Genomic DNA, 22,432 nt, shown 5'->3' with positions numbered 1-22,432 from the left:
ATGAATCAGTCGTATCTTGACTTAGTCTTAAATAATTTCATGTAATCACTTTTTGAAGGGAGTAAATAAGCAAGTCTGACGGTATCCTCAACAATTGTATATAATACGATGTAATCCTTACTCAAGGTCAATCCTCGCGTTTGGTAGCGAGGATCTAATTTCTTACCAAATTTTTCATCGGCATCAAATCCAGCTTGGGGGAAAATTTCTAGCCGATTAATATCTTTTCTAATATTGGCTACTTTTCGTCTAGTAGCCTCTACAGAACCGATTTCCTCTGCTATATACTGATATATTTTATCCAGACTATCAATCACTCTAGGAGAATACAAAATCCTATATCTTCTATAATCCATAGCGTGTCACGACATCCTCATCTGTCAAGTAATTTCCAGCCTCAATCTTGGCATAACTTTCTTGAACTTCTGCTTGTAATTGTCTAAACAAGTACTCCTTCTCTAATTCCTCTTCACTCAGTAAATCTACTTCATTTGTTACGGCAACATTCTTTAAAAATAATCTAAGTGCCGATGAAAGAGAGAGATTTTTTTCTTTTAACACTTCCATGGCATCATTTACCAATTCTCTATTAGCTTGGAAGGTCACAATTTTATTTGAACTTGCTATAGTCATTTTATATAACTCTCTTATATATTTTATTTATTATCTCACAATTATAAAGAAAGTCAAGGGAACTTGATTAGAAAATCCTAGTTTGGCTGGGCCAAACTAGGATTGTTTTGTTTTAAAATGATAGTAAGCACCCAACATCCCTGCTGTATTTTGATGATGGGCAAATTCTAATCGTGTTTTTTCGGCTAGGCTTGGTACCAAAGCCTCTTTCAAGGCTGTGCGGATCTTGGGTTTGAGGATAGCCTCTTGTCCCATGATACCACCACCGAGAATGACTACTTCTGGATTAGCCACATAGCAAATATTTGCCAGACCTTTTCCTAGATAGTCAACCATACGGTCAATACCTTCCATGCAGATTTTGTTTCCTTCAGTGGCTTCCTTAAAGATACGTCGGCCATTCCACTGGTCAACTTCTTCTCCATGAGCTGCTGCTACATATTTCACCAAAGCTGTTGTAGAGGCCAAATCTTGGAACGCTCCATCCTGCATATGCATATAACCAACTTCACAGGCTGAATTGCTAAATCCATGGAAAACCTTCCCATCCATAATCAAGCAACCACCGATACCTGTTCCAATAGTCAGGCAAAGGGTGACACTCGCTCCCTTACCTGAACCAGATACCGCTTCAGCAAGACCTGCACAGTTGACATCATTTTCAATTTCACAAGGAATAGCAAAGCTAGTCTCGATTTCCTTCTTGAACTGGGTTCCTGCATAATTTGGAATCTGAGGTCCAGCATAGAAAATCTCACCCTTATCAGGATCCACCATCCCAGCAGACGAAATAGCAACACCTGCTACTGGACCTTGTTCTAAATAGCTAGCTACGATATCTTTGGTCTTTTGTAAGATATGAGGTCCACCCTTATGCGCCTCTGTTGGCATTTCATGCGATTCAAGAAGTTGCCCCTCTTGATCAACCAAACCATATTTGATGTTGGTTCCACCGATATCAATTGCAACGTAGTGTGTCATAAATACCTCCTTATGGATTAGAGGAAGCGCTCCTTGGTTTCACGAATCAAGGCTGCAGCTGCTTCTACAACTGGACGATCTTCTTCAGTCACTGGTGTCAATGGTGAACGAACAGAACCAATGTTCAGTCCTTCATTGAGCTTCAAGACCTCTTTGATGACACCGTACATATTTCCATGTGCAGCAGTCAATTTGCCAATGATTGCATTGATAGCATATTGCAATTCGCGCGCTGTTTCCAAATCTTTGTCAGCAATCAATTGGTTGAGTTTCAAGAAGAGTTCTGGCATAGCACCATATGTACCACCGATACCAGCTTTGGCACCCATGAGGCGACCACCTAGGAACTGTTCATCTGGACCGTTAAAGACGATATGGTCTTCCCCACCAAGGCTCACAAAGGTTTGGATATCTTGAACTGGCATAGAAGAGTTCTTCACACCGATAACACGAGGATTTTTCAACATTTCTGTGTAAAGGCTTGGAGTCAAAGCAACCCCTGCCAATTGAGGAATGTTGTAGATGACATAGTCTGTGTTTGGTGCTGCAGCACTAATGTCATTCCAGTATTTAGCAACTGAGTATTCTGGCAAGCGGAAATAAATTGGTGGAATCGTTGCAATAGCATCTACTCCCAAGCTTTCAGCATGGCGAGCAAGTTCCATACTATCTTTAGTATTATTGCAAGCAACATGGGCAATAATGGTCAATTTACCTTTGGCAACTGCCATGACTTCTTCCAAAATCAACTTGCGGTCTTCAACGCTTTGGTAGATACATTCACCAGAAGAACCATTGACATAAAGACCTTGAACACCTTTATCAATGAAGTATTGAACCAAGGCACGCGTACGCTCTGGACTTACTTCTCCTTGATCATCATAACATGCGTAGAAGGCTGGAATGACACCTTCGTATTTTTTCAAATCTGACATAGATTTTCTCCTATTATTTTTATTTTCTGCTAAAGCAGATTCTTTCTTTACTTCTTTAGTATACACTTTACCGAAAAGGCTTTCAATATCTTATGGACACTTAGATTTTAGTTTCTCGCTTATAGAATAGCGTTTGGAGCGTTTGAAAGTAGTTTCAGAAATAATTGCCCCCCTTACTCATACTTAGCAAATAGCTTTTCCATCACTCCCACTTGTAAAAAAACAAGAAGTCCAAAACCAAAGAGAATAAAAGCTGATCCTCCCAATAGAAGGGTAAAAGCTGATAGATATAGAATCATCAAAATCAAAAAGATAATTGCAATCATCAAGATAAACCAAGGAGCATTAAAACTAGCCAACATCAATCCTTTTTGAAGAATTTCTTTCCAAGATAGGTCATAACGTGCCGCGATTGGATAGCTAGCCAACATCACAATGGTAAGGAAAATCAGAATACCTAGACAAATAGCTTTAACCAATTGGAAGGGCAAAGCTGTTTGACCCCAGAAAAGATAGAGATCTGAAAGGGTTAGAAATACAATTCCTAATTCTAACATCCCCAACTGAAAACCTAGTTTCAGATTTTGCCTGAAAACTCTTAGATAGGTTCTAAAAACTGGAACACGTCTGCTCTTCTTAACTTCGAACATGGTCTCGTAGAGGCTGATTTTAGCCACTCCAATCGTTACGATTGGCAAACAAGTTACTACAAAGAGAAGATTGACTGTTACAATATCTAAAACCTTCTCACTAATTCGCATTAGAAAATTATCTGTATCAAATGCAGCCTTGATGAGACTTCTTCCTTTTTGTGACATCTTTGCTCCCCCATCATTTTTCTTTGTAAACTATTTTCTTTTTTATCAGTAAAGCTTTCATAAGTCCCTACCATGAACAAAGCTATTTTTTCTTTTTTCTTTTGGACTTTTTTCTATTTTTATCTATGGACATATAATCTATATATATCCCGGACAGCGAAGCAATTAAAATAGTACTCCAAGTATGCTCATTAAATCCATCTAGCCCTCCACGGACTATCATTGCAAGCACTGTCCAAGCTAACATATTCAATAAAAAAATACAAAGTGCTTTCAATAAAAAAATACAAAGTGCTTTCATTCTCACATTTTAAAAGTTTATACAACCATATACATCAACTAGATTCACAGCTATTTGTAAAATCCTTCCAGAAATCTTGGTCAGTAATCCTACTCTTGCTGCCGCAGCCATAAAGACTTTGCTGAACTTCAATCCTGCTATACCAATAGCATTTCTGAATAAAGATACTGACAATAAGAGCTCATTTCTCTACCTCACAAAGATCAATTTCATGGTAGAGTATTATCAAAGCTTTACAAAAAACAATTCATCCTATTTTTAATCAATTAAAATTTTAAACAAATACTTGCGAACTTGATCTTCCATACCTGCATAACCATTTGGTTGATGTGGCTCTCCTGGGAAGAAAATCGCAAAATTGTGATAACCCAACAAGAGTGGGTAGTGTTCATGACAATGAACAAAGCCAATGTCACTCGCTTCGTCAAATGCTACTGCTTCATCTTTGATACGTGAACCGTAGCTCGAATATTCATGCCCTTCTACCAACAAATGCAAATCTGCATAGTTCTTATGATACTCAAATTGATTATTCTCAACTTGATTGAGGACATTTTCCTGAACAACTAGAAAGACTTTATCTCCATCAATCTCATACTTTCCTAATTCGAAAGAATCTTTACGATGTTGGTAGAGATAGTCGATAGCCTTGTCTAAATTAGGATGAATCCCTTTGTAAAAGGTGATGTTTTTCAAATCGTCAAAAATCATACTCTTTCCTTCGTTTCTGATAGTTAACTAAAACCATTCTTAAGTTGATAAGTGTCTGACAAAACTTCATAAAGTAACTGCATACCCTCCATTTTGTAGACACTTATAACTCTATATTCTCTTATACTCAATGAAAATTGAAGAACAAACTAGGAAGCTAACCGCAGGCAATACTTAAGTATGGCAAGGTGACGCTGACCTAGTTTGCATTCGATTTTCGCAGAGTATTATCCTTTGACCGCTCCCATAGTAATACCCTGTGTGAAGGATTTTTGGAAGACTAGGAAGACTGTTACGATTGGCACAGCAGCAAGGGCTGCTCCTGCCATAATTAAACCATAGTTGGTTGCCATTTCAGCCTGCATGGTCGCAACCCCAAGTGAAATAGTCAAATTGTTACGTGAAGTCAACATAACCAATTGCATGAAGTAGTCATTCCAAGTATTGATGAAGGTAAAGATTGCAAGAGCCGCAAACCCTGGTTTTACAATTGGGAAGGCTACGCTCCAGAAGGTACGAATCTCACCACAACCGTCAATCTTAGCTGATTCGAGCAACTCTGTAGGGATATTTTCGCTGAATTGTTTCATAAGGAAGACACCAAATGGCCATCCAATCAAAGGCAAAATAACTGCCCAAAGAGTGTCATGAATTCCCATGAAGTTGACGATACGTACCAATGGTACAAGGACAACTTGTTTTGGAAGCGCCATAGCAGCGATGAAGATAGCGAAGAGAATGCGTTGACCATAGAAACGTTTTTTAGCCAATACATAACCTGCTAGAGATGAGGTTGCACAAACTAAGAACATGGTTACCAATGAGATAAATACTGAGTTCCACATCCATTGCAAGGCAGGGTTCTGCACCATAAGTTGTTGGAAGTTTTCCATGGTTGGCATTTTAGGGAACCATTGTGGCGGAATCATAATGGTATCAGGCTGTGACTTGAATGCCCCTGTCAAAATCCAGTAGAATGGAAAGATGAACAGCACAGTCAACAAGAGCAAAATGATTGTTGAAATAACAGTAAAGGCTGTTAATGGTTTTTTTTCTGTAGATTGCATAGCTGTCTCCTTTCTTTAGTATTCTACGTCGTTTCCGAGCGCCTTAAATTGAACAAAACTTACGATCGCAATCATGACTGCCAAGAAGACACCAATTGTATTTGCATAACCATATTCTGTCAATTGGAAGGCTTTTTCGTACAGGTAGTACATCAAGGTACTTGTAGAGTAGTTTGGCCCACCAGATGTCAACAATTGAATCAAGGCGAAAACTTGGAAGGAGTTGATTGTCGTGATGATTGCGATATAAAGAGTTGTTGGAAGAAGGCTTGGCCATTTAATCTTCCAGAAAACTTGAAATTCAGTTGCACCATCAACACGAGCTGCTTCAACCAATGAATTGTCAATATTCCCCATAGCGGCGATATAAAGGATAATCGGTTGACCAACAGACGTTGTCAAGAGGATAATCATAATCGCCAGCAATGCCCAGTGCTTGTCGCCCAGCCATGAAATATTTTGAGTGATGATATGACTAGATTTCAAAACAAAGTTTAAGATACCTGATAGCGGATCATAAATCCATTTCCATACAACCGTTACAGCAACACTACCTGTTACAACAGGAAGGAAGAAAACGAAACGGTAGAAAGATCTGGCAATAGCATTTTGATGATAGGTCTGTGACGCTACAAAGAGCGAGAAGAGAACAACAATCGGTACAGAGCCAACAACCAAAATAACTGTGTTAATCAGAGATTTTGTAAAGACAGGATCTTTAAACATACGGACATAGTTATCTAAGCCCACAAATTCAAAACTAGTCATAGAGTAGTTAAAGAAACTTGTGATGAAGCCCATAATCATTGGTACTAAAACAAAGATAATAAAGAAGAACAACACTGGTGCTAGGAAAGCATAGGAAATCACTGTTTCCCTCATACGGATTTTATTGACTTTCACAGTAGGCACCTCTCTTTCAAATAGAATATTTTTTGACTTTCTTGAACTGTTTTAAAATCAAAATGAAATTTTTTATGATTCGCTTATGTAAGAACTTCATTTTAATTTCGTGACAATTTCTTACATTTTAAACAAAAGCCCCCCTTTTCTTACACTATCTGTGTAGAGGGAAAAGGGGGTATACACTCTTAGGTTCTTTAAAAAACTACTTTTTATAGAATAACTAAGGACTATTGTTTCATAGCTTTTTTAATTGTTTCGTTCGCTTTTTCAGTGAAGGCTTTCAAAGCGTCCGCTGGTTTTTCGTCACCATTTGATACAGATTGCAACATTGGGAACCAAAGTGTTCTCATTTCAGCAAATCCATCAATAGTGTTGTAGTATGGTGAGTAGTATTGAGTCCAGCCGCTGATTGTTTCCATGCGTTTGTCATCATAAAGTTTGCCAAATGAAGTACGGACTGGGAAGGCACCTGTACGAACAACGTCTTTTGGACCCCATTCTTTGTCATCCGCGATAAATTGAACGAATTTCTTAGATGCAGCGACTTTCTTGTCGTCTTTATTGTTGAATACTGCAAATCCGTTTACAAGATATTCAAGAGCTGGTTTACCTTCGTCTGATGGGAATGGTACTTCTACCACTTCTACCTTACTTGCTTCTAAAAGTTTAGCTTGGATACCATTTTGAGCTGGTGCCCAAAGGATTGTGTAAGATGTTTGACCGTTGGCAAAGTTTTGGATATCTGCTCCACCGTCAAATTGTGAACCATTATTGAGCAAATTGTCTTTAATCCAGCCAGTTGCTTTTTCAAGACCTTTGACGAATTTAGGATCATCAGTTGTATATTTGCTAACTTTTTCATCTGTTACAGAACCACTATAAAGGTTAGAGATAAAGGCACGTGTTCCTTGGTCTCCCCCTTGACCAGAACTGAACAATGAACCTGGTGTGTAACCCTTGTCTTTGAGTGCTTTCAATACTTTTTCAAAATCATCAGTTGTCCAACCTTCTTTTACAAGGTTTGCAACTCCAGCATCTTCTAGCATTTTCTTGTTCATTGCCATGTAGAATGGGGCAGAACTAATTGGATACATGTAAGCCTTGTCTCCAGCTTTACTTGCTTGTACGATGTTTTCATTGTTGACATCTTTAACAAATTCATCTGTGAAAAGGTCGTTCAACTCAGCCAATTTGCCGTTTTTACCGTATTGGATGATACGTCCCGGTGCATCAAAGAGTACGTCTGGAGCTGTTCCTGCTTCGATAGCTGTTGTGATTTTTTCAGGACCTGACTTGAAGTCAATAGTTTCCAATTTCACTTTTACATCTGGATTGGCTTTTTCAAACGCTTCGATGATTGATTTTTCATAAGTTCCAACACCGTCACCAGTTTTTTCTTGGGTAAATACTGGGAATGCCCACCAAGTGATTTCTGTTTTGGCACCGTCACCACCTGATTTGGCAGCTTCTTTACTTCCGCCAGAATTGCCACAAGCAGCAAGACCAAGAACCGCAGCACTCGCAAGTACTGTACAAGCTAATTTTCTAAATTTCATTTGTATTCTCCTATGTAATAAGCGTATCCAACTTGGATAATAAGTTCTTTATTTCTTGTATGCGATTTCATTTCATCCTACTCATCCACCACTCTCCTCTTTTTTAAGATTGTGTTATTTGAGACCAGCAACAAAGCGTTCTGTAATCTCTTTTGGTCTAGTAATAGCGCCACCAACAACGATACCTCGCACTCCATATCCCAGGATTTGTTTGGCTTGTTCTGGTGTATGAATTTTCCCTTCTGCAATGACATCTACACCAGCATCACAGAGTTTTTTGATGAGTTCAAAATCTGGACCGTCCACTTTTGGACTGTAGGATGTGTATCCTGATAAGGTTGTTCCGACAAAGTCAATTCCTGCTTCTACAGCTGCTAGTCCTTCTTCGAATATACTAGTATCAGCCATCAAGAGCTGGTTAGGATATTTCTCCTTGACCTGACGAATGAAGTCTTGAATCTCCAAACCATCGTAGCGTTCACGCTTGGTACAATCCAGAGCAATCACCTCGATGTCCAGTTCTGCCAATTCATCAACTTCTTTCATGGTAGCCGTGATGAAGGGTTCTTGTGGCGGATAATCTCGTTTGATTATCCCAATAATCGGAAGTTTGGTGACTTCCTTGATTTCCTTGATATCGCGAACACTATTGGCTCGGATACCGACTGCTCCACCTTGCTCAGCCGCTTTGACCAGCAAGGGAATCACCCCTCCCGCTTCTGTATAAAGCGGTTCATGAGGAAGAGCCTGACAAGAAACGATGATTCCATCTTTGATTTGCTCAATCAAGGCTTCTTTGCTAATCTGTGGCATCCTCTTTCCTCCTTTTCCTTTTTCTTTGTTTCTATGAGATTATTATATCTTAAAAATAAAACGCTTTCAAGAGTTTGTAGTACAATAGATTTCAGTTTCAAAAACTAGCCAAGTCAAACAGCTCCTCTAAAAGTACTTTCAGAGGAGCAAGTCGACCTATAATAGGAGAATACCAAAATTTATTTTACAATTTCTGACAATTTTACTTTGCGATCTTCAAACATAGACTGGGTACAAGCATCTGCAGTAGCAATTGCTTCTAGGGCAGCTTCACCTGTCAATAGTTTTGCAAATTCTTCTGAGACTGGAGCTCCTTGCATAATCTCATGTAAATAGCGCATTTCTTTGTCAATGACAGATGATAACCATAATGGAGTACGTTTACCTGGTTTACCATAAGCAATTGCTCCGTCCATCTCTGTACTATGATAGATACGAGTACGATCATCATCTTCTTCTTGCGATTCATGAATCAAGAAATAGCTTTCTTGCCCATCTAGCTTAAGAGTTCCTTTACAGTTGAATAAGTCTAGGCGGATAGCGCCTTTGGTTCCTTGGATTAAGACATAATGTTCACCCCAACGATAAGCTGAACCCCATTCTAACAAGGCAAAACGCTTATTAGAAAATTCCATATTGACAAAAATCATATCATCTTCATCACCGAAATTTTCACCTTCATGGGCTACATTTCCACCTGTCATGGTTACAGTTTCAGGCATGCCACCCATAAGGAATTGAACACAATCCAACTCATGGATGTGGTGATACAAGTGACCACCTGATTTTTCACGAATTTTTTTCCATGATACTGACGGTTGTTGTTCTTCCCAACCATTACGAGCTGTGTGACAATATAGAACGTCTCCGATGACTCCTTGATTAATGAGTTCTTTTGCATGATGGACACCATTGAAGAAGTTCATAATATGTCCTGCCATAAAGGTTACATTGTTTTCTTTACATGCATCTACCATCTCGCGACAATCTTGATAAGAAAGCGCAATTGGTTTTTCACAGAAAACATTTTTACCATGTTGTGCGGCCTTGATAACTGGTTCTTTATGAAGATTATTTGGAGTTGCGACAATAACACAATCTACTTCATCGCTAGAAACCAACTCATCTAGGGAACTTGCTACTTTTGCTCCCAACTCTTCTGCAATCGCCTCTGCATTATCTGGGTCATAGAGAAGAGTAATCTCTGCTCCATCATTCTTTTGCATATAACGAGCCAACTCAGCTCCAAAATATCCTGTTCCAACAACACCGTATTTAACCATGTTTTTTCTCCTTTATTATTGAATAAACTTTCTAATTTTAACTTATACTCTTCGAAAATCTCTTCAAACCGCGTCAACGTCGCCTTACTGTGCGTATGGTTACTGACTTCGTCAGCTTCATCTACAGCCTCAAAAACATGTTTTGAGCTGACTTCGTCAGTTTCATCTGCAACCTCAAAGCTGTACTTTGAGCAGCCTGCGGCTAGTTTGCTCTTTGATTTTCATTGAGTATTACTTCACAGATCCTTCTGACAATCCACTTGCAATCTTATTTTGGATGACAGAGAAGAAAATGATTGATGGAAGAACTACAATAACAGATGCTGCCATCATATCTCCCCAGTCTAGTATTTCTGAACCATTAAGTGAACGAAGGGCTACTGCTACTGTCATCTTTCCTGTATTGTTAATCAAAATCAAGGCATACAGGAATTCATTCCAAGCATTGATAAATGTATAAATAGCTGTTGCTACAATACCTGGTGCTACAATCGGTAGCACAACTTTATAAAACGTAACAAATTTATTTGCACCATCAATTCGAGCTGCTTCTTCAATTCCAATTGGAACTGTTTGGAAAAATCCAACTAAGAGCCAAACTGCATATGGAACACTAAAAGATAGATAAACCATCATTAAGCCAAATAAACTATTTGTTAAGCCAACTTTAGCAATGGCAATTGAATAGGGAATTGCTAACAAAATTGGTGGGAAAATGTAGGTAATAACGAGTAGTCTCGACATGATTGCTCCCAATTTAGGGAAGAATCGAACAATACCGTAGGCTGCCATAGCAGAAATAATAATCGCAATAACGGTTGTAGCTAAGGCAATGATTAAACTATTTCGAATGTTATCAATAAAGTGCAAATCATTGATAACATGAGTGAAATAATCTAATGTAAATTGTTCAGGCCAAAATCGTGTTGGATACTGAGTTAATTCCCCTTTACCCTTGACAGACGATATGATAATCCATACCAATGGGAAAATTGCAACAATGGTCGCACCAATCAAGAGTACATGTGAGAGAATATCTAAATAAATACTGGATTTCTTCTTCATTATTTTCTACCCTCCTTTTCCCACTTACTGATGATAGCAAAGTAGATAAAGCAAATCGCCACCAAGAAGATAAAGAGCAACACTGTAACTGCTGAGGCACGACCCAACAATTTAGTTCCCCAACCCAGGTTGTAAGCAAAAATTGGAAGCGTCGTTGTAGCATTGGCTGGTCCACCACCAGTAATGAGGTAGATAATGTCAAAGTTATTAAAGATCCATACAGTTCTCAAAACAACTAGAAGCCCTACAACCACTTTAATATGTGGAAAGACGATAAACTTGAACACCTGCCAACTTGAAGCACCATCTATCTTAGCAGCCTCAAATTGTTCTTCTGGTACTGTTTGCAAAGCTGAAAGCACATTGACCATAATCATCGGCGCTCCAAACCAAATGTTGATAAACACCAAACATAGGAATGCCCATGTACTATCTGTCAAAAATGCAGGTGTATGTTCCATTAAACCTAATTTTACGATTAGATTAGGTAAGTAGCCATAAACCCCGTTTAGAATCCACTGCCAAGAAAAGGCAATAACGATTGTAGGAAATGCCCAAGGAACAATCAATAAGGTCCTATATAATTTCTTGAAGTGGCGTACTCTGTGAAGAGCTAAAGCCAATACAAACCCTACTAAAACTTGACCAACTAATGAGAAAATGGTCCACTTAATTGAATTAAAGAACGCATTAAAGAAGTTGGGATCTGATAGCACAGCTTTATAGTTAGCTAAACCAACAAATTTGTAATTGGGCATAATCAAATGCTTATTGGTAAAGCTATAAAAAATACTCGAGAAAAACGGATAAACAAAGAGTAATCCTACGATAATCATAGCTGGCAAAACAAATATCCAGCGAGTTAAATTACGTTCTTTAACCATTCTCCTTCTCCCTTCTTTTACAAGATTGGGCTAGGGCTTTTCAGCTCACTAGCCCACCTATTTTCTAGTCTTTTACATCTACTGAACAGCCTCAAATAAATCGTTTAATTGTTTTTCTGCTTCTTTTGCTGCTTTCATAGGGTCTGTTCCATTTGTAATGATATCTTGGAACATTTGTTCAATAATGTGTTGGTTAGTCAACATACCAGCTTGTACACTTGGTCCATTTTCATAACCAATAGCAGTACCTTTTTTAACAGCTTCAGTAATCACTTCTTCAGCATGTTTAAATTTCTTACGAGTTTCATTTTCTTTATAGGCTGCAGAATCGCTAATCCCCTTAATAGTTGGCAACATACCTACTGGAGTTGAATCAAGGAATTTAACGTAGTCTTCTTCATTATAAAGTGATTCTAAGAATGCTTTAGCAACTTCTGGATGTTTTGAATTTTTCCAAACAACCATTGGAATATTTGAGGTTTCAATTCCTTGATCTTTATCAGACTCTTTGATTTTTGGAATAGGATAAGCATCAATCGAATCAATCAATTGAGGACTGTTGGCATTGATTCCTCCAATATGGAAGCCAGAGTTAAAGTCAAATGCTGTTTTTCCTTGATAGAACAAGGTAGCTTGTTGAAGGACATTAAAGTTCAAAGAATCTTGAGGTGAGATTTCTTTATACATTTTAACCCAGTATTTAATACCATCTTGAGCAAGTTGGCTTGTCAAATCTGCTTTAAGATCTTTTGTTAAGAGGCTTCCTCCACCACTACGTACGTAGAAGTTCAAGAAACGTGTTGCCATTAAGTCATTTGTTCCGAACGGAACAGACAAGCCATAAACTCCAGCTTCTTTCAATTTTTTAGAAGCTTCATAGAGTTGATCCCAAGTTTTAGGAACCTCAATATTATGTTCTTTTAACAAATCAGTTCTAACCCACATAACTTGTGCATGTGAATAAAGAGGAACAGAGTAGTAATCATTTCCGATTTTTGCTTCATTTAAGGCAGTTTCGTTAAATTTATCCTGTCCAATACGCTTGATAGAATCATTTAGCGGAACCAAAGCATCTGAGTTGACCATTTCCATTACTTGGTTAGGAAGAGCTGTACTGATATCTGGCACATTTCCATTTGCTAAACCTGTAGTCCATTTAGTATAGAAATCATTCCAAGAGAATGTTTCAATCTTAATTTTCGTTTTTGGATGCTTTTGCATGAAAGCATCTGCTGATTTTTGAATACTTTCTAAACGCGGTCCTTGAGTAAAGGAGTGCCACATTGTAATCTCACCAGATAATTCTGTCGGTGGTTCAGTACTAGTTGTACTTTCTTTCTTTCCTGAACAAGCTACCAAGGCAACAGCTGCTAGCGCAACTCCAGCTAGACATAAAAACTTTCTCATTTTTTTCATCGTTCTTCCCTTTCTACATTAAGAAATCGCAACTTTAAAGACAACTTTTTTCACAGGTTCATCATTTATACGAACCTTGGGTTGATGTAAATCCTCTGGAAAAGTGATGAGACATTCGCCAGCTCTCAAATGAACCAACTGTTCCACTTTCCCTGTGTATAATTCAATATCCTTCTCTTCATCATATTCTTGGGTAACGCTTACATTTTCTGGTGATGTAACAGCCATGGCTTCTTCGTTTTCCAAAACTAAATGAATATCCAAATATTTTTGGTGTGTTTCAAAGAAATCCCCTGCTTGACCATCTGCTAGATAAGTAAAGCAATTCCCAAACAATCGATCACCATCGATAGCAATCGGACCTTCTGTTAAATTTTCTAGTCCTGTTTTTTCTAGAAAATCTATTAATGTTGCAAAATGTGGATTGACTCCCACATAAGTTCCTAAACGGCTAATTTTTGTAATAATCATCTCTTCTAACCTCCTTTCTCAATCTATTTTTCCTATCCAAGTTCCCCATTCTTCTGTCTAGCATTTTCTACTAGAAGGACATAAAAACACTACACTCTCTAGCCTATACTCTTTGAAAATCTCTTCAAACCGCAGTCGCTTCACCTTGAATTATATAGGTCAGTCTTATCTACAACCTCAAAGCGGTGTTTTGGGCAATCTGCTACTAGCTTGCTAGTTTCTTCTTTGATTTTCATTCAGTATCTCCTCAATCTTCACAAGGAGGTCTGATTTTTCTAGCGACAAACAGAATAAATAAGTTAGTTCAATGAGCTACCTTCCTTATAGATGAAATTGATATTCATGAAGGAAGTCGCCCTTTATTTTTTGCAAAAGATACTAGTATGAATCTATTTGGGGAATTGAATTTATAAGCTGCTCACTTATACTCTTCGAAAATCAAATTCAAACTGCGTCAACGTCGCCTTGCCGTACTCAAGTACAGCCTGCGGCTAGTTTCCTAGTTTGCTCTTTGATTTTCATTGAGTATTAGTTTTTCTAAAATAATTCTAATCTATTATTCTAGCACTAGTAGACTCTTTGCCTAAATCTCCTTTCTACATCTCGTTTCACCAAGAACTTTTTAAGAGAGAAATACTCTAAATTAGTTTTGTTACCGTTTTCAATTAGAGTATACTTTTTTTTTTTAGTATTTCAAGTCTTTTTCTAATTTGGAATTTAGTTTCAAATCTTTTTAACTATAGCAACTACATTAAAAGTACTTTCAAAAATAAGTAGGTTTCTTGCAAGACCTGTTTCGAGTGGACAAGATAAAAAACAGAAAAAAGAAGAAAGTGTAAAAAACTCAATTTTAGGAGAAAACAAGGTTAATAGTCGCATGATATAATGCAATGATGTAAAAATCGAATAAATTGATTGGAAAATTCAAACTAATTTCTAACAATGATTTAAGAATTGTAGTGTCCTAATATAGATTCACTGCACTATAAAACGCATAGTATCAAGGTTGTTCAATACCTGATACTATGCGTGTTTGTGATTTTTAAGATTTTGTGCTTAGAGTTTTTTAATTCCAAGAATGCCATCTTAACCAGATGGTTTTCTTGTCTATTATTGCTGATCTTACAACAACGCCTCAAACTCAGATACTGACATACCCAACTGCTGACTGGCAACCTCGGAAGTCAGAAGTCCTTGGCGAACCATATCCAGAAAGGCAAAAAGTTTTCCACGTTCAAGTCCTTCTGCCCGACCTCTCTCCAACCCTTTTTCTTCAGCTTGTTCCAAGGCATAGTCCTGTGCTAACAAGGCTTGTTCTTCGCGCATACGTAGTTGACTAAACATTTCCCTATCCTCCTCGGACCAGCTCTTGTAGTCCAGCAGTTGGTCTGCCTGACTGATGGCTCGCTCGGGTTCCTGAGTAAAGGGTTTATTCCCAAAAAACTCCAACCACGGTTTGCGAACCTTATCTTTGCTGGTTTCTCTGTATTTTTTTAATTCCAAGAAAGCCATCTTAACCAGATGGTTTTCCTGACCGTTATTTGTGATGGTTAAGACCTCACCTGTCGTGTCCTCTCGCATGCTGAAACTGTGGAAAGCCAAGTCATCTGAGAAGTAGTTGCTGTCCACAATTGCAATGGCATAAACGGGTGCGATGTGTTTATAACTCTGGTGAGTATCACCTTCTCGTTGGCGAATTTTTTCAAGATTTTGATTGACCTGACTGCATAGGTAAGCCCACAGGCGATTGATGAAAAAATTCTGATGATGGACTTGAATCTCAATGATAACTTGGGTTCCATTATCTAACTCCGCTAAAACATCTATACTGGTATAGAAATCCTGCGCTGAGTACGGCATGGAAGGTAAGACGTGAATATTGCTCCCCTCCAAAATGGTCACATTTTTTGCTGGCAAGTCCAGCATATCGCGGATAAATTGACAAGTGATTTCTGGGTTGCTAAAGATTTTCTTAGCAACCAAGTCATTGGTCGGGCTAATGCCCGGATGTCTTAGAATCATCCTTTTCCTCCTTCTATTATAGCACATTTTTAATCTAGGTTTGCTAGATTCAATGCTTCTATCTATTTATTCGTAAAAGAAAGACAAAAGAAGCGAGAAACTTCAAAACTATTACCCCTAATCACTTTCAAAGAGATGAATTTTACTCATATTATTTATTAAAGACTATATTTTACAAAAAAGATTACAAAATCAACCATTTTAGAGAACTCTTATCACTTCCTAGACTATTAATTCTAATGTTTTTTTATACTACTAGCTTGCTCGTCAATAGGTCGTAAAGCAAAATCAGTTGATCCATTCCCCGTACTCGTTCACTCTATAGCCGTCTGGTGTTAGCGATACGAAATTTTCCTAAACCTTTTAAATATAAAAACATCTTTTTCCTCACTTTAGTTTCTAATACTTATTTATCCAGATATAATAGCTTACAATCTTTTAAAATCTTCAAATAAGTTATGATTATTCCATACTCTTCAAACCATGTCAACCTTGCCGTGCCGTATGTATATGTTACTGACTTCGTCAGTTCTATCTACAACCTCAAAACGGTGTTTTGAGCTGACTTCGTCAGTTCTATCTGCAACCTCAAAACGGTGTTTTGAGCTGACTTCGTCAGTTTCATCTACAACCTCAAAACGGTATTTTGAGCAGGCTACGGTTAGCTTCCTAATTTGCTCTTTGATTTTTTGAGTATAAGGACATGTTGGATTCTATGTGCTGTATTGTCAACAATACACTCTTCTTCCTGTATATCTACCAACATGATCTACAGAATTTTATTTTACTATAATTTTACCTATATTCCAAGACAAGAAATAAAATAATCAAGAACAAAAACGCATATAACCAATAACTAGCTATATGCATTTTAACACTTAAAGTGAACTGTTAAGTTGCGACTATTAGTATCCAGTCAGAAATATACAGTTTATTTACGACTAGCAAGTCATTTACCCGGCAATAGGAGCTCATCTAAATTGATTTTTTCTTAGAGTAGAAATTTCTACTAAAACTATCTAAATAAACTTTTAATCTCTATGACGGACAAAACGTGTCTCAGTTATTCATCAACATCCAAGGTTCTAGTAGTTGACCCACTCCCCATTGGAGTTAACTTGATAACCATCTACTATAGTATTAACCGCTAATCTTCCGCTTTCATTAACATAGTACCATTTATCTCCAACTTGGAACCATTGATTTACCTTCATTGCACCAGATGATTCCTGATAGTACCAATGGTCTCCATCTTTTATCCAACCAGTTGCCATTGAGCCGTTAGCATTGAGATAGTACCACACACCACTGGATTCAACCCAGCCAGTAGACATTGCTCCACTCTCACTCAAATAATACCATTGATTACCATCTCTAACCCAACCAGTTGCCATCGCACCAGTAGAACTCAAGTAGTACCATTTACCCGCTTCCTGATGCCAGCCTTTCACCACTTCACCAGCAGATGTATAAAAATACCACGCACCATTTTCTTGCTTCCAACCAGTCGTTACTGGAACTTTAATCTCAGTTTTAAGAGGAGTTAAAGTAACATCTCCTACATAAGATTGGAGATAACGAGGAGCAAGAGAAGTAAGAGGAGAGTTTGCTACCATTCTGCCTGAAGGCTCCATAGACACTTGATTCTTCTCTGACTTCCTTTCTGTCATCTCCTCAGATACATCTTCTCTTACTGTATTCATGGTCTCGACAGGATTTTCTTTCGTATCTTCAGGAATTCTACTACCAGCTAGTGTAACTGGTAAATCATGCATACTGTCAATTCTACCGGCCAGTAGACCTGTAATTTCTTGACCTGCATCTTCTTTATTGAAGGTAAAAAGTAGAGTTTTTTGATCTGCCTGGGTCAAGAAGGTAGCTTTGTGTCCATTCGCTAAAGTCAAAGTCGGAATAGAATTCACTAGTACCTCAGAATCAAATTGTATCGCTAAGATACCTTGTTCTGCATCCTCTTCTTCTGTTTCCAATTTACGAACTTCCCTGATAGTTACACTTGTTGGATATACCGGATCTTTTGTTAAAAATTCCCAGTTAAATTTTCTAAATGATAGGGTATAGGCATTTTGTCCTTTTTCAGTATGTTCATACAAGATACCATACTCACCGTTTCCTAATTCTTGAAGCGAATTATAGGCAAACTCTCCTTTTTGAATTGGTCTATGATGTAACCAAGTCAAGTCTCCGTTGTCCTCTACACGAGCCAAATGAGCCATTCCATTCGTCCGTTTAGGTCCTCCTGAATTGGTTAAAATGATGTATTCTTTTCCTTCGTGCATGGTGTGAATAGCAGCCATTTGGACATAAACATCTTTAACCTGATTATATATCTTGATTTCCTTATCCCAAGTTTGCCCACCATCTTTACTTGTGGCAACCTGTAAATCACCCGTTAATCCTCTCATAAAGAGTTTCACATCACCATTATTTAACTGTACAGCAACTGACTCTGTATTTTGGGCAGGACTATTATTCATAGTTGAGGAATGAATTTTTCTTCTGCCTACTGTCCTATCATCATTAACAGCAGCTCCAGCCTGCCATGTTTCTCCATGGTCATCTGAATAAATCAAACGAGAAGACTGAGATCCGCTTAGATGGGAGATAGCGTTGGTGGTATAAGTAGGAACTAGGATACGCCCCTTGTGCTCTCCTGTTCTAAGCACAATTCCTGTACCTGGACCTGTTCCTAAAAATTTCATCCAATCTTGGCGAATTGATGGTGTAATATCTCTTGGTTTCGACCAAGTTTTCCCATCATCATCACTATAGGAAAGCCACAAATAGCTCGTATAGGCTACACGAAATGGATTTTTAGCAGATTGAGCAAAGTAGATATTCCCAAGAAGCTCTTCTCCTTTATAGAGGTCACCCTTATCTCTGTAGGCTTCTTCTTTTGGATCCACTACAACGCGATAATCTGTTTTTTGATTATTTGCATCATATACTTCTCCGTTTTCTCGAACAGTATATGCTTGATTTTCCCCTTGTTTATATAGTAATTGATAGTGCTTGTCTCCAACTTGTTGATAAGCTTTTTGAGGTTTGTTTGGCATTCCAAAGACAGCTCGACCCTCTGGAAACATATCGTAGATTGAAAAAATTCTCTTTGTGGTAGGATCTTGAACCAAGACCATATCAATATTAAGTGGAGATGGTGCCTGCGGATCTTTTGCTTCTGGATTGTCTCGCAGGTTGGTCAAGGTTAAGGTTGGCTGCCAAGTAGTTCCCCCATTCTCACTTCTCCTAACGACCATAGCAATATCTCCCCAGTCAGAATGGTGGAGACGACGCTGATCTGCTCCTGCCAGTAATGTTCCTTTATCCGTACGTAGCAAAGCTGGAATCCGATAACTCTTAATTCCTTCACTATTTGGCTTATCATTGACACCACTCATAAACAACTCTTGCTTCTCTGTCAAGACTGCCCCTTCAGCAAGTGACGGCTCAATATCTGTCACATCAAATAACTGGCTACGTTTTTTGACTTCCTCTGGAGTTAGAGCACGATTGTATACAGTCAGATTACGAATAGAAAGATCTGAGCCCCACTTCAGTTCTCCTGCTCTATTAGTTGCACCTAACTGGAGTTTATCCACATCTGGCATGTCTGCCAGGAATTTTCCTGACTTTTTATTCGTACGAGATAATACACCATTCACATAAAGACGAACCTGACCATTTGGACTATCCTTTCTTGGTCTTTCAACAGTAAAAGTAACCGAATTATACTTGCCTGGTCTAATCTTCAAAGGCGCATCTGTATAACTTCCATAAAATTGACTACCATCAGCTCCACGTCCCTCTATCAAAGCTGTCCCATTATTGATTGCCATTGTAAAGTATTCATTTATTTTAGTTGTACTGGAAGCAGAAAAGAGATTGTAAAAACTAGGACCATCAGCAGCCGGTTTGAACTCCACATGAACAGTTGCATTTTGGAGTCCCTTTACTTTCTCTAATTCATCAGACAAGTCTACTCTTTTTTCGTTTGAATCATTCGTCTCTAAGTCATCTTTTTCTATCACTGTTTCGACATTTTCTAAATCTCGTGCATAGTAATCTCTTGGAATTTTTTCTTCTTGCTTGTCTTCATGTTCTTGCTCATTGCCAGAAAGTTCAGTCTCTGAAACAGACTCTACATGCTCTGCAGGAAGAGTTATATTTTCTCCTTCCTCAGAAGGCTGACTCTTTTCTGTATCAGTTAGGGTTGAGCTCCCCCCCCCCCGAAAGTTGAGTTTCATTTGCCAGAGGTTGCTCACTTGCCCCTTCTTGAGCTAAAACAGGAGACGTTCCAAATACCACTGCTCCTACAATCATAGAAACCGCTCCTACCGATAGTTTCCTAATGCTATAACGACACTTACGTTCTTGAACACTCCGATTCATACTGATCCTCTCTATATCTATATCCCGATTTCTGAAATAAGACATTTACTCCAGAAAATACACTTAGTTTGTCTTTTCTTAACTTTCTTTTACTACAGTTCATTTAAATGACAAAAATGAACTAAACAAACTATCTCAAATCGGTGTCAATTTTCCCCTCTCCTTTCTCCAATCAGACTCCTGCCAATCTAGTTTATCTACCAGGACACCGCTGCAATTAAACTAAAATATCTCTTTATAAGCAAATTATTGGACATCGGCTTATGCTATTTACATCATACTTTCTGCTCAATCCTTATCGAACACTTTTTCAAATAGCTTTTCGTAGGCATAAATACTTATAGAAATAATGGGAAATATAATCAAGCTTACAATCAGAATCTTATCCAACTTAAAGGGGACAATCCCAAATAAGTGAAGAAATAAATCAATCAGAAAACTATCGAAAAAAACTGTCAAAAGTAGTTCAACTTGTCTTTTTCTCTGCTTTTTTGTCTTGAATGCCTTAAATATCATATTATTCCCCTTTTCTAAGCTTCAATCCCTTCTCTCTATCTGTCATTTCGCATAGCTACTACTATTTTTACAGCAATCTATCTTTAAATATACATAAAGATAAGATTCTATCACTTTTTATAAGTGTTAGCAAATTTATTATACCTCATTTTTAAAACGCTTTCAACGCGGTGTAGTATAATAGATTTTAGTTTCAAGAAACTCTTTTATATAATAATCTCCTTGAAAGTAGTTTCAGCTGAACATTTATAGTTCATAAAAAGAAAACAGAGACTCATCTGTTTTTTATACTCAATGAAGATCAAAGACCAAGCTAGCCGCAGGCCGCTCAAAACACTGTTTTGAGGTTGTAGATAAGACTGACAAAGTCAGCTCAAAACACCGTTTTGAGGTGGCAGATAGAACTGACGAAGTCAGTAACATATATATACGACAAGGCGAAGCTGACGTGGTTTGAAGAGATTTTCGAAGAGTATGAATTTCAAAGTATATATGAACTAGAATATTTGCTGACTAGACTCTATACAAAAAGAGAGCTACTAGGCTCTCTCATTCATCACTTCACATACTTAAAAGGAATTTCACTACCACAAAGCCAGTTGTAGACTTGGTCATTGACAAATACATTCATGGCTTCGTGGGCATACTCAGGCATGATGCGATAGGCTTTATCGCATGTCAGACGGTTGTAAATCGCAAACTGGGTAATAGGATAGCAAACATCATCGTCCAAGCCCGTAATCATCTTAACCTCACCCTTGATACGATGGGCAAGATTTTTCACATCGATATAGGCCAGGGTCGCCATGATTTCCTCCTCTGTTTCATGGAAGGGGTCGTGAAACTTGAAATAACGGAAAAGTTCGTCGTAAGCCTCGCTAGTATTACCAATCTCAAGCACTCGTCTGAAGTCTGACAAGAAGGGATAGATGGCAACTGTTTTCTGAATTCGAGGATTGAGCGCTGCTGCAACCAAGGCCAAAGCCCCTCCTTGCGAGGCACCATAGCTAGAAAGACGCTTCTCATCAACCTGAGACAGACTAGCAACAATTTCGACCAACTGGTAAATATCCAGATAAACATCCTTATAAAAGAGGCGATCCCGACCTTCCACAGCCCCACGGATGATATGCCCCTTAACAGTATTTCCTAGAGGAGAACGCAAGCCGTCTTGCGAATAACCTGACTGGCCCCGCACATCCATGGAGACAACACCGTAACCAGCCACGGTGAAGGCCAGCATGTCGGTCCAGTCCCAGCCACGTCCCATATAACCATGGAAATGGAAGATTAGCGGAACCTTCTCCTCACTCTTTGGAAGAACGACGCGTGCATAGACCTTGCCTTCATTGGTTCCTTCAAAGGTTAACTCATAGCACTTGACTTGAGGAAGGTGGAAATCTCTTTCCTCCAAGTGGTAGGCTGGAAGCGTGGAAACATTTTTCACTTCCTCATCCCAGAAAGCATCAAAGTCTTCTGGAACCTCATCCCTTCCTAGATAAGTCTTAATCTCTTCTAACAAAGTTGGATTTTTCATAGCATGCTCCTTATATTTTGTAATCGCTAGCACCACTGTAGCACATCTAGGGAAGCAATGCAAGAAAGAAGGGTAAATAGAAAGTGAATTTAGATTCTTTACTTTTAGGA

The 22,432-nt window shown here is 38.3% G+C and carries 21 protein-coding genes; all 21 read right to left on the bottom strand.

Annotated features, from left to right (window positions below; all coding sequences use genetic code 11):
* Nucleotides 1-5 precede the first annotated feature (5 nt).
* Nucleotides 6-356, bottom strand: a complete 351-nt coding sequence (locus HT714_RS04425; protein WP_173225715.1) for a type II toxin-antitoxin system mRNA interferase toxin, RelE/StbE family — start codon at nt 354-356, stop codon at nt 6-8.
* Nucleotides 346-633: a hypothetical protein gene (locus HT714_RS04420; protein ID WP_173225712.1), complete on the bottom strand. Its 288-nt coding sequence runs from the start codon at nt 631-633 to the stop codon at nt 346-348. Before HT714_RS04420 ends, HT714_RS04425 begins: the two co-directional genes overlap by 11 nt.
* A gap of 96 nt (nt 634-729) precedes the next feature.
* Nucleotides 730-1,614, bottom strand: a complete 885-nt coding sequence (locus HT714_RS04415) for an ROK family protein (RefSeq protein WP_173225709.1) — start codon at nt 1,612-1,614, stop codon at nt 730-732.
* Between the two features lie 17 nt (nt 1,615-1,631).
* Nucleotides 1,632-2,549, bottom strand: a complete 918-nt coding sequence (locus tag HT714_RS04410; protein WP_173225706.1) for a dihydrodipicolinate synthase family protein — start codon at nt 2,547-2,549, stop codon at nt 1,632-1,634.
* Between the two features lie 173 nt (nt 2,550-2,722).
* Nucleotides 2,723-3,367 carry a YesL family protein gene (locus HT714_RS04405; RefSeq protein WP_173225702.1) on the bottom strand — a complete coding sequence of 215 codons (645 nt, stop codon included), beginning with the start codon at nt 3,365-3,367 and terminating at the stop codon, nt 2,723-2,725.
* Nucleotides 3,368-3,449: 82 nt separating this feature from the next.
* The gene (locus HT714_RS09645) at nt 3,450-3,644 is read right to left on the bottom strand and encodes a hypothetical protein (RefSeq protein ID WP_025169385.1); all 195 of its coding nucleotides are present in this window, start codon (nt 3,642-3,644) and stop codon (nt 3,450-3,452) included.
* Nucleotides 3,645-3,926: 282 nt separating this feature from the next.
* Nucleotides 3,927-4,379, bottom strand: coding sequence for a YhcH/YjgK/YiaL family protein (locus tag HT714_RS04400; RefSeq protein WP_173225697.1), 453 nt, complete (start codon nt 4,377-4,379; stop codon nt 3,927-3,929).
* A gap of 227 nt (nt 4,380-4,606) precedes the next feature.
* Nucleotides 4,607-5,446 (bottom strand): carbohydrate ABC transporter permease, encoded by an 840-nt coding sequence (locus tag HT714_RS04395; protein ID WP_001192006.1) that lies wholly within the window; start codon nt 5,444-5,446, stop codon nt 4,607-4,609.
* Between the two features lie 15 nt (nt 5,447-5,461).
* Nucleotides 5,462-6,328 (bottom strand): sugar ABC transporter permease, encoded by an 867-nt coding sequence (locus HT714_RS04390; protein WP_162278974.1) that lies wholly within the window; start codon nt 6,326-6,328, stop codon nt 5,462-5,464.
* 251 nt (nt 6,329-6,579) lie between these two features.
* On the bottom strand, nt 6,580-7,908 hold the full coding sequence (locus tag HT714_RS04385; protein WP_173225694.1) for an ABC transporter substrate-binding protein: 1,329 nt from the start codon (nt 7,906-7,908) through the stop codon (nt 6,580-6,582).
* A 114-nt stretch (nt 7,909-8,022) separates the two neighbouring features.
* Nucleotides 8,023-8,721 carry an N-acetylmannosamine-6-phosphate 2-epimerase gene (locus HT714_RS04380; protein WP_173225691.1) on the bottom strand — a complete coding sequence of 233 codons (699 nt, stop codon included), beginning with the start codon at nt 8,719-8,721 and terminating at the stop codon, nt 8,023-8,025.
* Nucleotides 8,722-8,900: 179 nt separating this feature from the next.
* Nucleotides 8,901-10,004: a Gfo/Idh/MocA family oxidoreductase gene (locus tag HT714_RS04375; protein ID WP_000241736.1), complete on the bottom strand. Its 1,104-nt coding sequence runs from the start codon at nt 10,002-10,004 to the stop codon at nt 8,901-8,903.
* A 231-nt stretch (nt 10,005-10,235) separates the two neighbouring features.
* A complete protein-coding gene (locus HT714_RS04370; RefSeq protein ID WP_173225688.1) occupies nt 10,236-11,069 on the bottom strand; it encodes a carbohydrate ABC transporter permease in 834 nt (277 codons plus the stop codon).
* A complete protein-coding gene (locus HT714_RS04365) occupies nt 11,069-11,953 on the bottom strand; it encodes a sugar ABC transporter permease (RefSeq protein ID WP_000237985.1) in 885 nt (294 codons plus the stop codon). The genes HT714_RS04370 and HT714_RS04365 overlap by 1 nt, the downstream gene beginning before the upstream one ends.
* A 78-nt stretch (nt 11,954-12,031) precedes the next feature.
* Nucleotides 12,032-13,369 carry a sugar ABC transporter substrate-binding protein gene (locus tag HT714_RS04360; RefSeq protein WP_173225685.1) on the bottom strand — a complete coding sequence of 446 codons (1,338 nt, stop codon included), beginning with the start codon at nt 13,367-13,369 and terminating at the stop codon, nt 12,032-12,034.
* Nucleotides 13,370-13,387: 18 nt separating this feature from the next.
* Nucleotides 13,388-13,840, bottom strand: coding sequence for a YhcH/YjgK/YiaL family protein (locus tag HT714_RS04355; protein ID WP_173225682.1), 453 nt, complete (start codon nt 13,838-13,840; stop codon nt 13,388-13,390).
* A gap of 1,122 nt (nt 13,841-14,962) precedes the next feature.
* Complete coding sequence (locus tag HT714_RS04350; protein ID WP_173225679.1) at nt 14,963-15,862, bottom strand: Rpn family recombination-promoting nuclease/putative transposase; 900 nt, start codon at nt 15,860-15,862, stop codon at nt 14,963-14,965.
* 1,085 nt (nt 15,863-16,947) lie between these two features.
* On the bottom strand, nt 16,948-20,124 hold the full coding sequence (locus HT714_RS04345) for a sialidase domain-containing protein (RefSeq protein ID WP_173251545.1): 3,177 nt from the start codon (nt 20,122-20,124) through the stop codon (nt 16,948-16,950).
* Entirely contained in the window at nt 20,081-20,269 is a 189-nt protein-coding gene (locus tag HT714_RS04340) for a YSIRK-type signal peptide-containing protein (protein ID WP_079016435.1), read from the bottom strand. The genes HT714_RS04345 and HT714_RS04340 overlap by 44 nt, the downstream gene beginning before the upstream one ends.
* 288 nt (nt 20,270-20,557) lie before the next feature.
* The gene (locus HT714_RS04335; protein WP_050234264.1) at nt 20,558-20,785 is read right to left on the bottom strand and encodes a hypothetical protein; all 228 of its coding nucleotides are present in this window, start codon (nt 20,783-20,785) and stop codon (nt 20,558-20,560) included.
* A gap of 556 nt (nt 20,786-21,341) precedes the next feature.
* Entirely contained in the window at nt 21,342-22,322 is a 981-nt protein-coding gene (locus tag HT714_RS04330; RefSeq protein ID WP_173225674.1) for an acetylxylan esterase, read from the bottom strand.
* Nucleotides 22,323-22,432: the final 110 nt, after the last annotated feature.

Origin of the sequence: Streptococcus sp. 3705 (assembly GCF_013277145.1) — a bacterium.
Classification (GTDB): domain Bacteria; phylum Bacillota; class Bacilli; order Lactobacillales; family Streptococcaceae; genus Streptococcus.
This window is presented reverse-complemented; position numbering and strand designations above follow the sequence as displayed.

What these genes read in the sequence shown, in the direction of transcription:
- HT714_RS04355 (WP_173225682.1), bottom strand. Translation starts at nt 13,840, where the DNA reads ATGATTATTACAAAAATTAGCCGTTTAGGAACTTATGTGGGAGTCAAT.
- HT714_RS04360 (WP_173225685.1), bottom strand. Translation starts at nt 13,369, where the DNA reads ATGAAAAAAATGAGAAAGTTTTTATGTCTAGCTGGAGTTGCGCTAGCA.
- HT714_RS04380 (WP_173225691.1), bottom strand. Translation starts at nt 8,721, where the DNA reads ATGCCACAGATTAGCAAAGAAGCCTTGATTGAGCAAATCAAAGATGGA.
- HT714_RS04335 (WP_050234264.1), bottom strand. Translation starts at nt 20,785, where the DNA reads ATGATATTTAAGGCATTCAAGACAAAAAAGCAGAGAAAAAGACAAGTT.
- HT714_RS04350 (WP_173225679.1), bottom strand. Translation starts at nt 15,862, where the DNA reads ATGATTCTAAGACATCCGGGCATTAGCCCGACCAATGACTTGGTTGCT.
- HT714_RS04345 (WP_173251545.1), bottom strand. Translation starts at nt 20,124, where the DNA reads ATGAAACTCAACTTTCGGGGGGGGGGGAGCTCAACCCTAACTGATACA.
- HT714_RS04420 (WP_173225712.1), bottom strand. Translation starts at nt 633, where the DNA reads ATGACTATAGCAAGTTCAAATAAAATTGTGACCTTCCAAGCTAATAGA.
- HT714_RS04340 (WP_079016435.1), bottom strand. Translation starts at nt 20,269, where the DNA reads ATGAATCGGAGTGTTCAAGAACGTAAGTGTCGTTATAGCATTAGGAAA.
- HT714_RS04390 (WP_162278974.1), bottom strand. Translation starts at nt 6,328, where the DNA reads ATGAGGGAAACAGTGATTTCCTATGCTTTCCTAGCACCAGTGTTGTTC.
- HT714_RS04415 (WP_173225709.1), bottom strand. Translation starts at nt 1,614, where the DNA reads ATGACACACTACGTTGCAATTGATATCGGTGGAACCAACATCAAATAT.
- HT714_RS04375 (WP_000241736.1), bottom strand. Translation starts at nt 10,004, where the DNA reads ATGGTTAAATACGGTGTTGTTGGAACAGGATATTTTGGAGCTGAGTTG.
- HT714_RS04405 (WP_173225702.1), bottom strand. Translation starts at nt 3,367, where the DNA reads ATGTCACAAAAAGGAAGAAGTCTCATCAAGGCTGCATTTGATACAGAT.
- HT714_RS04395 (WP_001192006.1), bottom strand. Translation starts at nt 5,446, where the DNA reads ATGCAATCTACAGAAAAAAAACCATTAACAGCCTTTACTGTTATTTCA.
- HT714_RS04410 (WP_173225706.1), bottom strand. Translation starts at nt 2,549, where the DNA reads ATGTCAGATTTGAAAAAATACGAAGGTGTCATTCCAGCCTTCTACGCA.
- HT714_RS04370 (WP_173225688.1), bottom strand. Translation starts at nt 11,069, where the DNA reads ATGAAGAAGAAATCCAGTATTTATTTAGATATTCTCTCACATGTACTC.
- HT714_RS04425 (WP_173225715.1), bottom strand. Translation starts at nt 356, where the DNA reads ATGGATTATAGAAGATATAGGATTTTGTATTCTCCTAGAGTGATTGAT.
- HT714_RS04330 (WP_173225674.1), bottom strand. Translation starts at nt 22,322, where the DNA reads ATGAAAAATCCAACTTTGTTAGAAGAGATTAAGACTTATCTAGGAAGG.
- HT714_RS04365 (WP_000237985.1), bottom strand. Translation starts at nt 11,953, where the DNA reads ATGGTTAAAGAACGTAATTTAACTCGCTGGATATTTGTTTTGCCAGCT.
- HT714_RS04400 (WP_173225697.1), bottom strand. Translation starts at nt 4,379, where the DNA reads ATGATTTTTGACGATTTGAAAAACATCACCTTTTACAAAGGGATTCAT.
- HT714_RS04385 (WP_173225694.1), bottom strand. Translation starts at nt 7,908, where the DNA reads ATGAAATTTAGAAAATTAGCTTGTACAGTACTTGCGAGTGCTGCGGTT.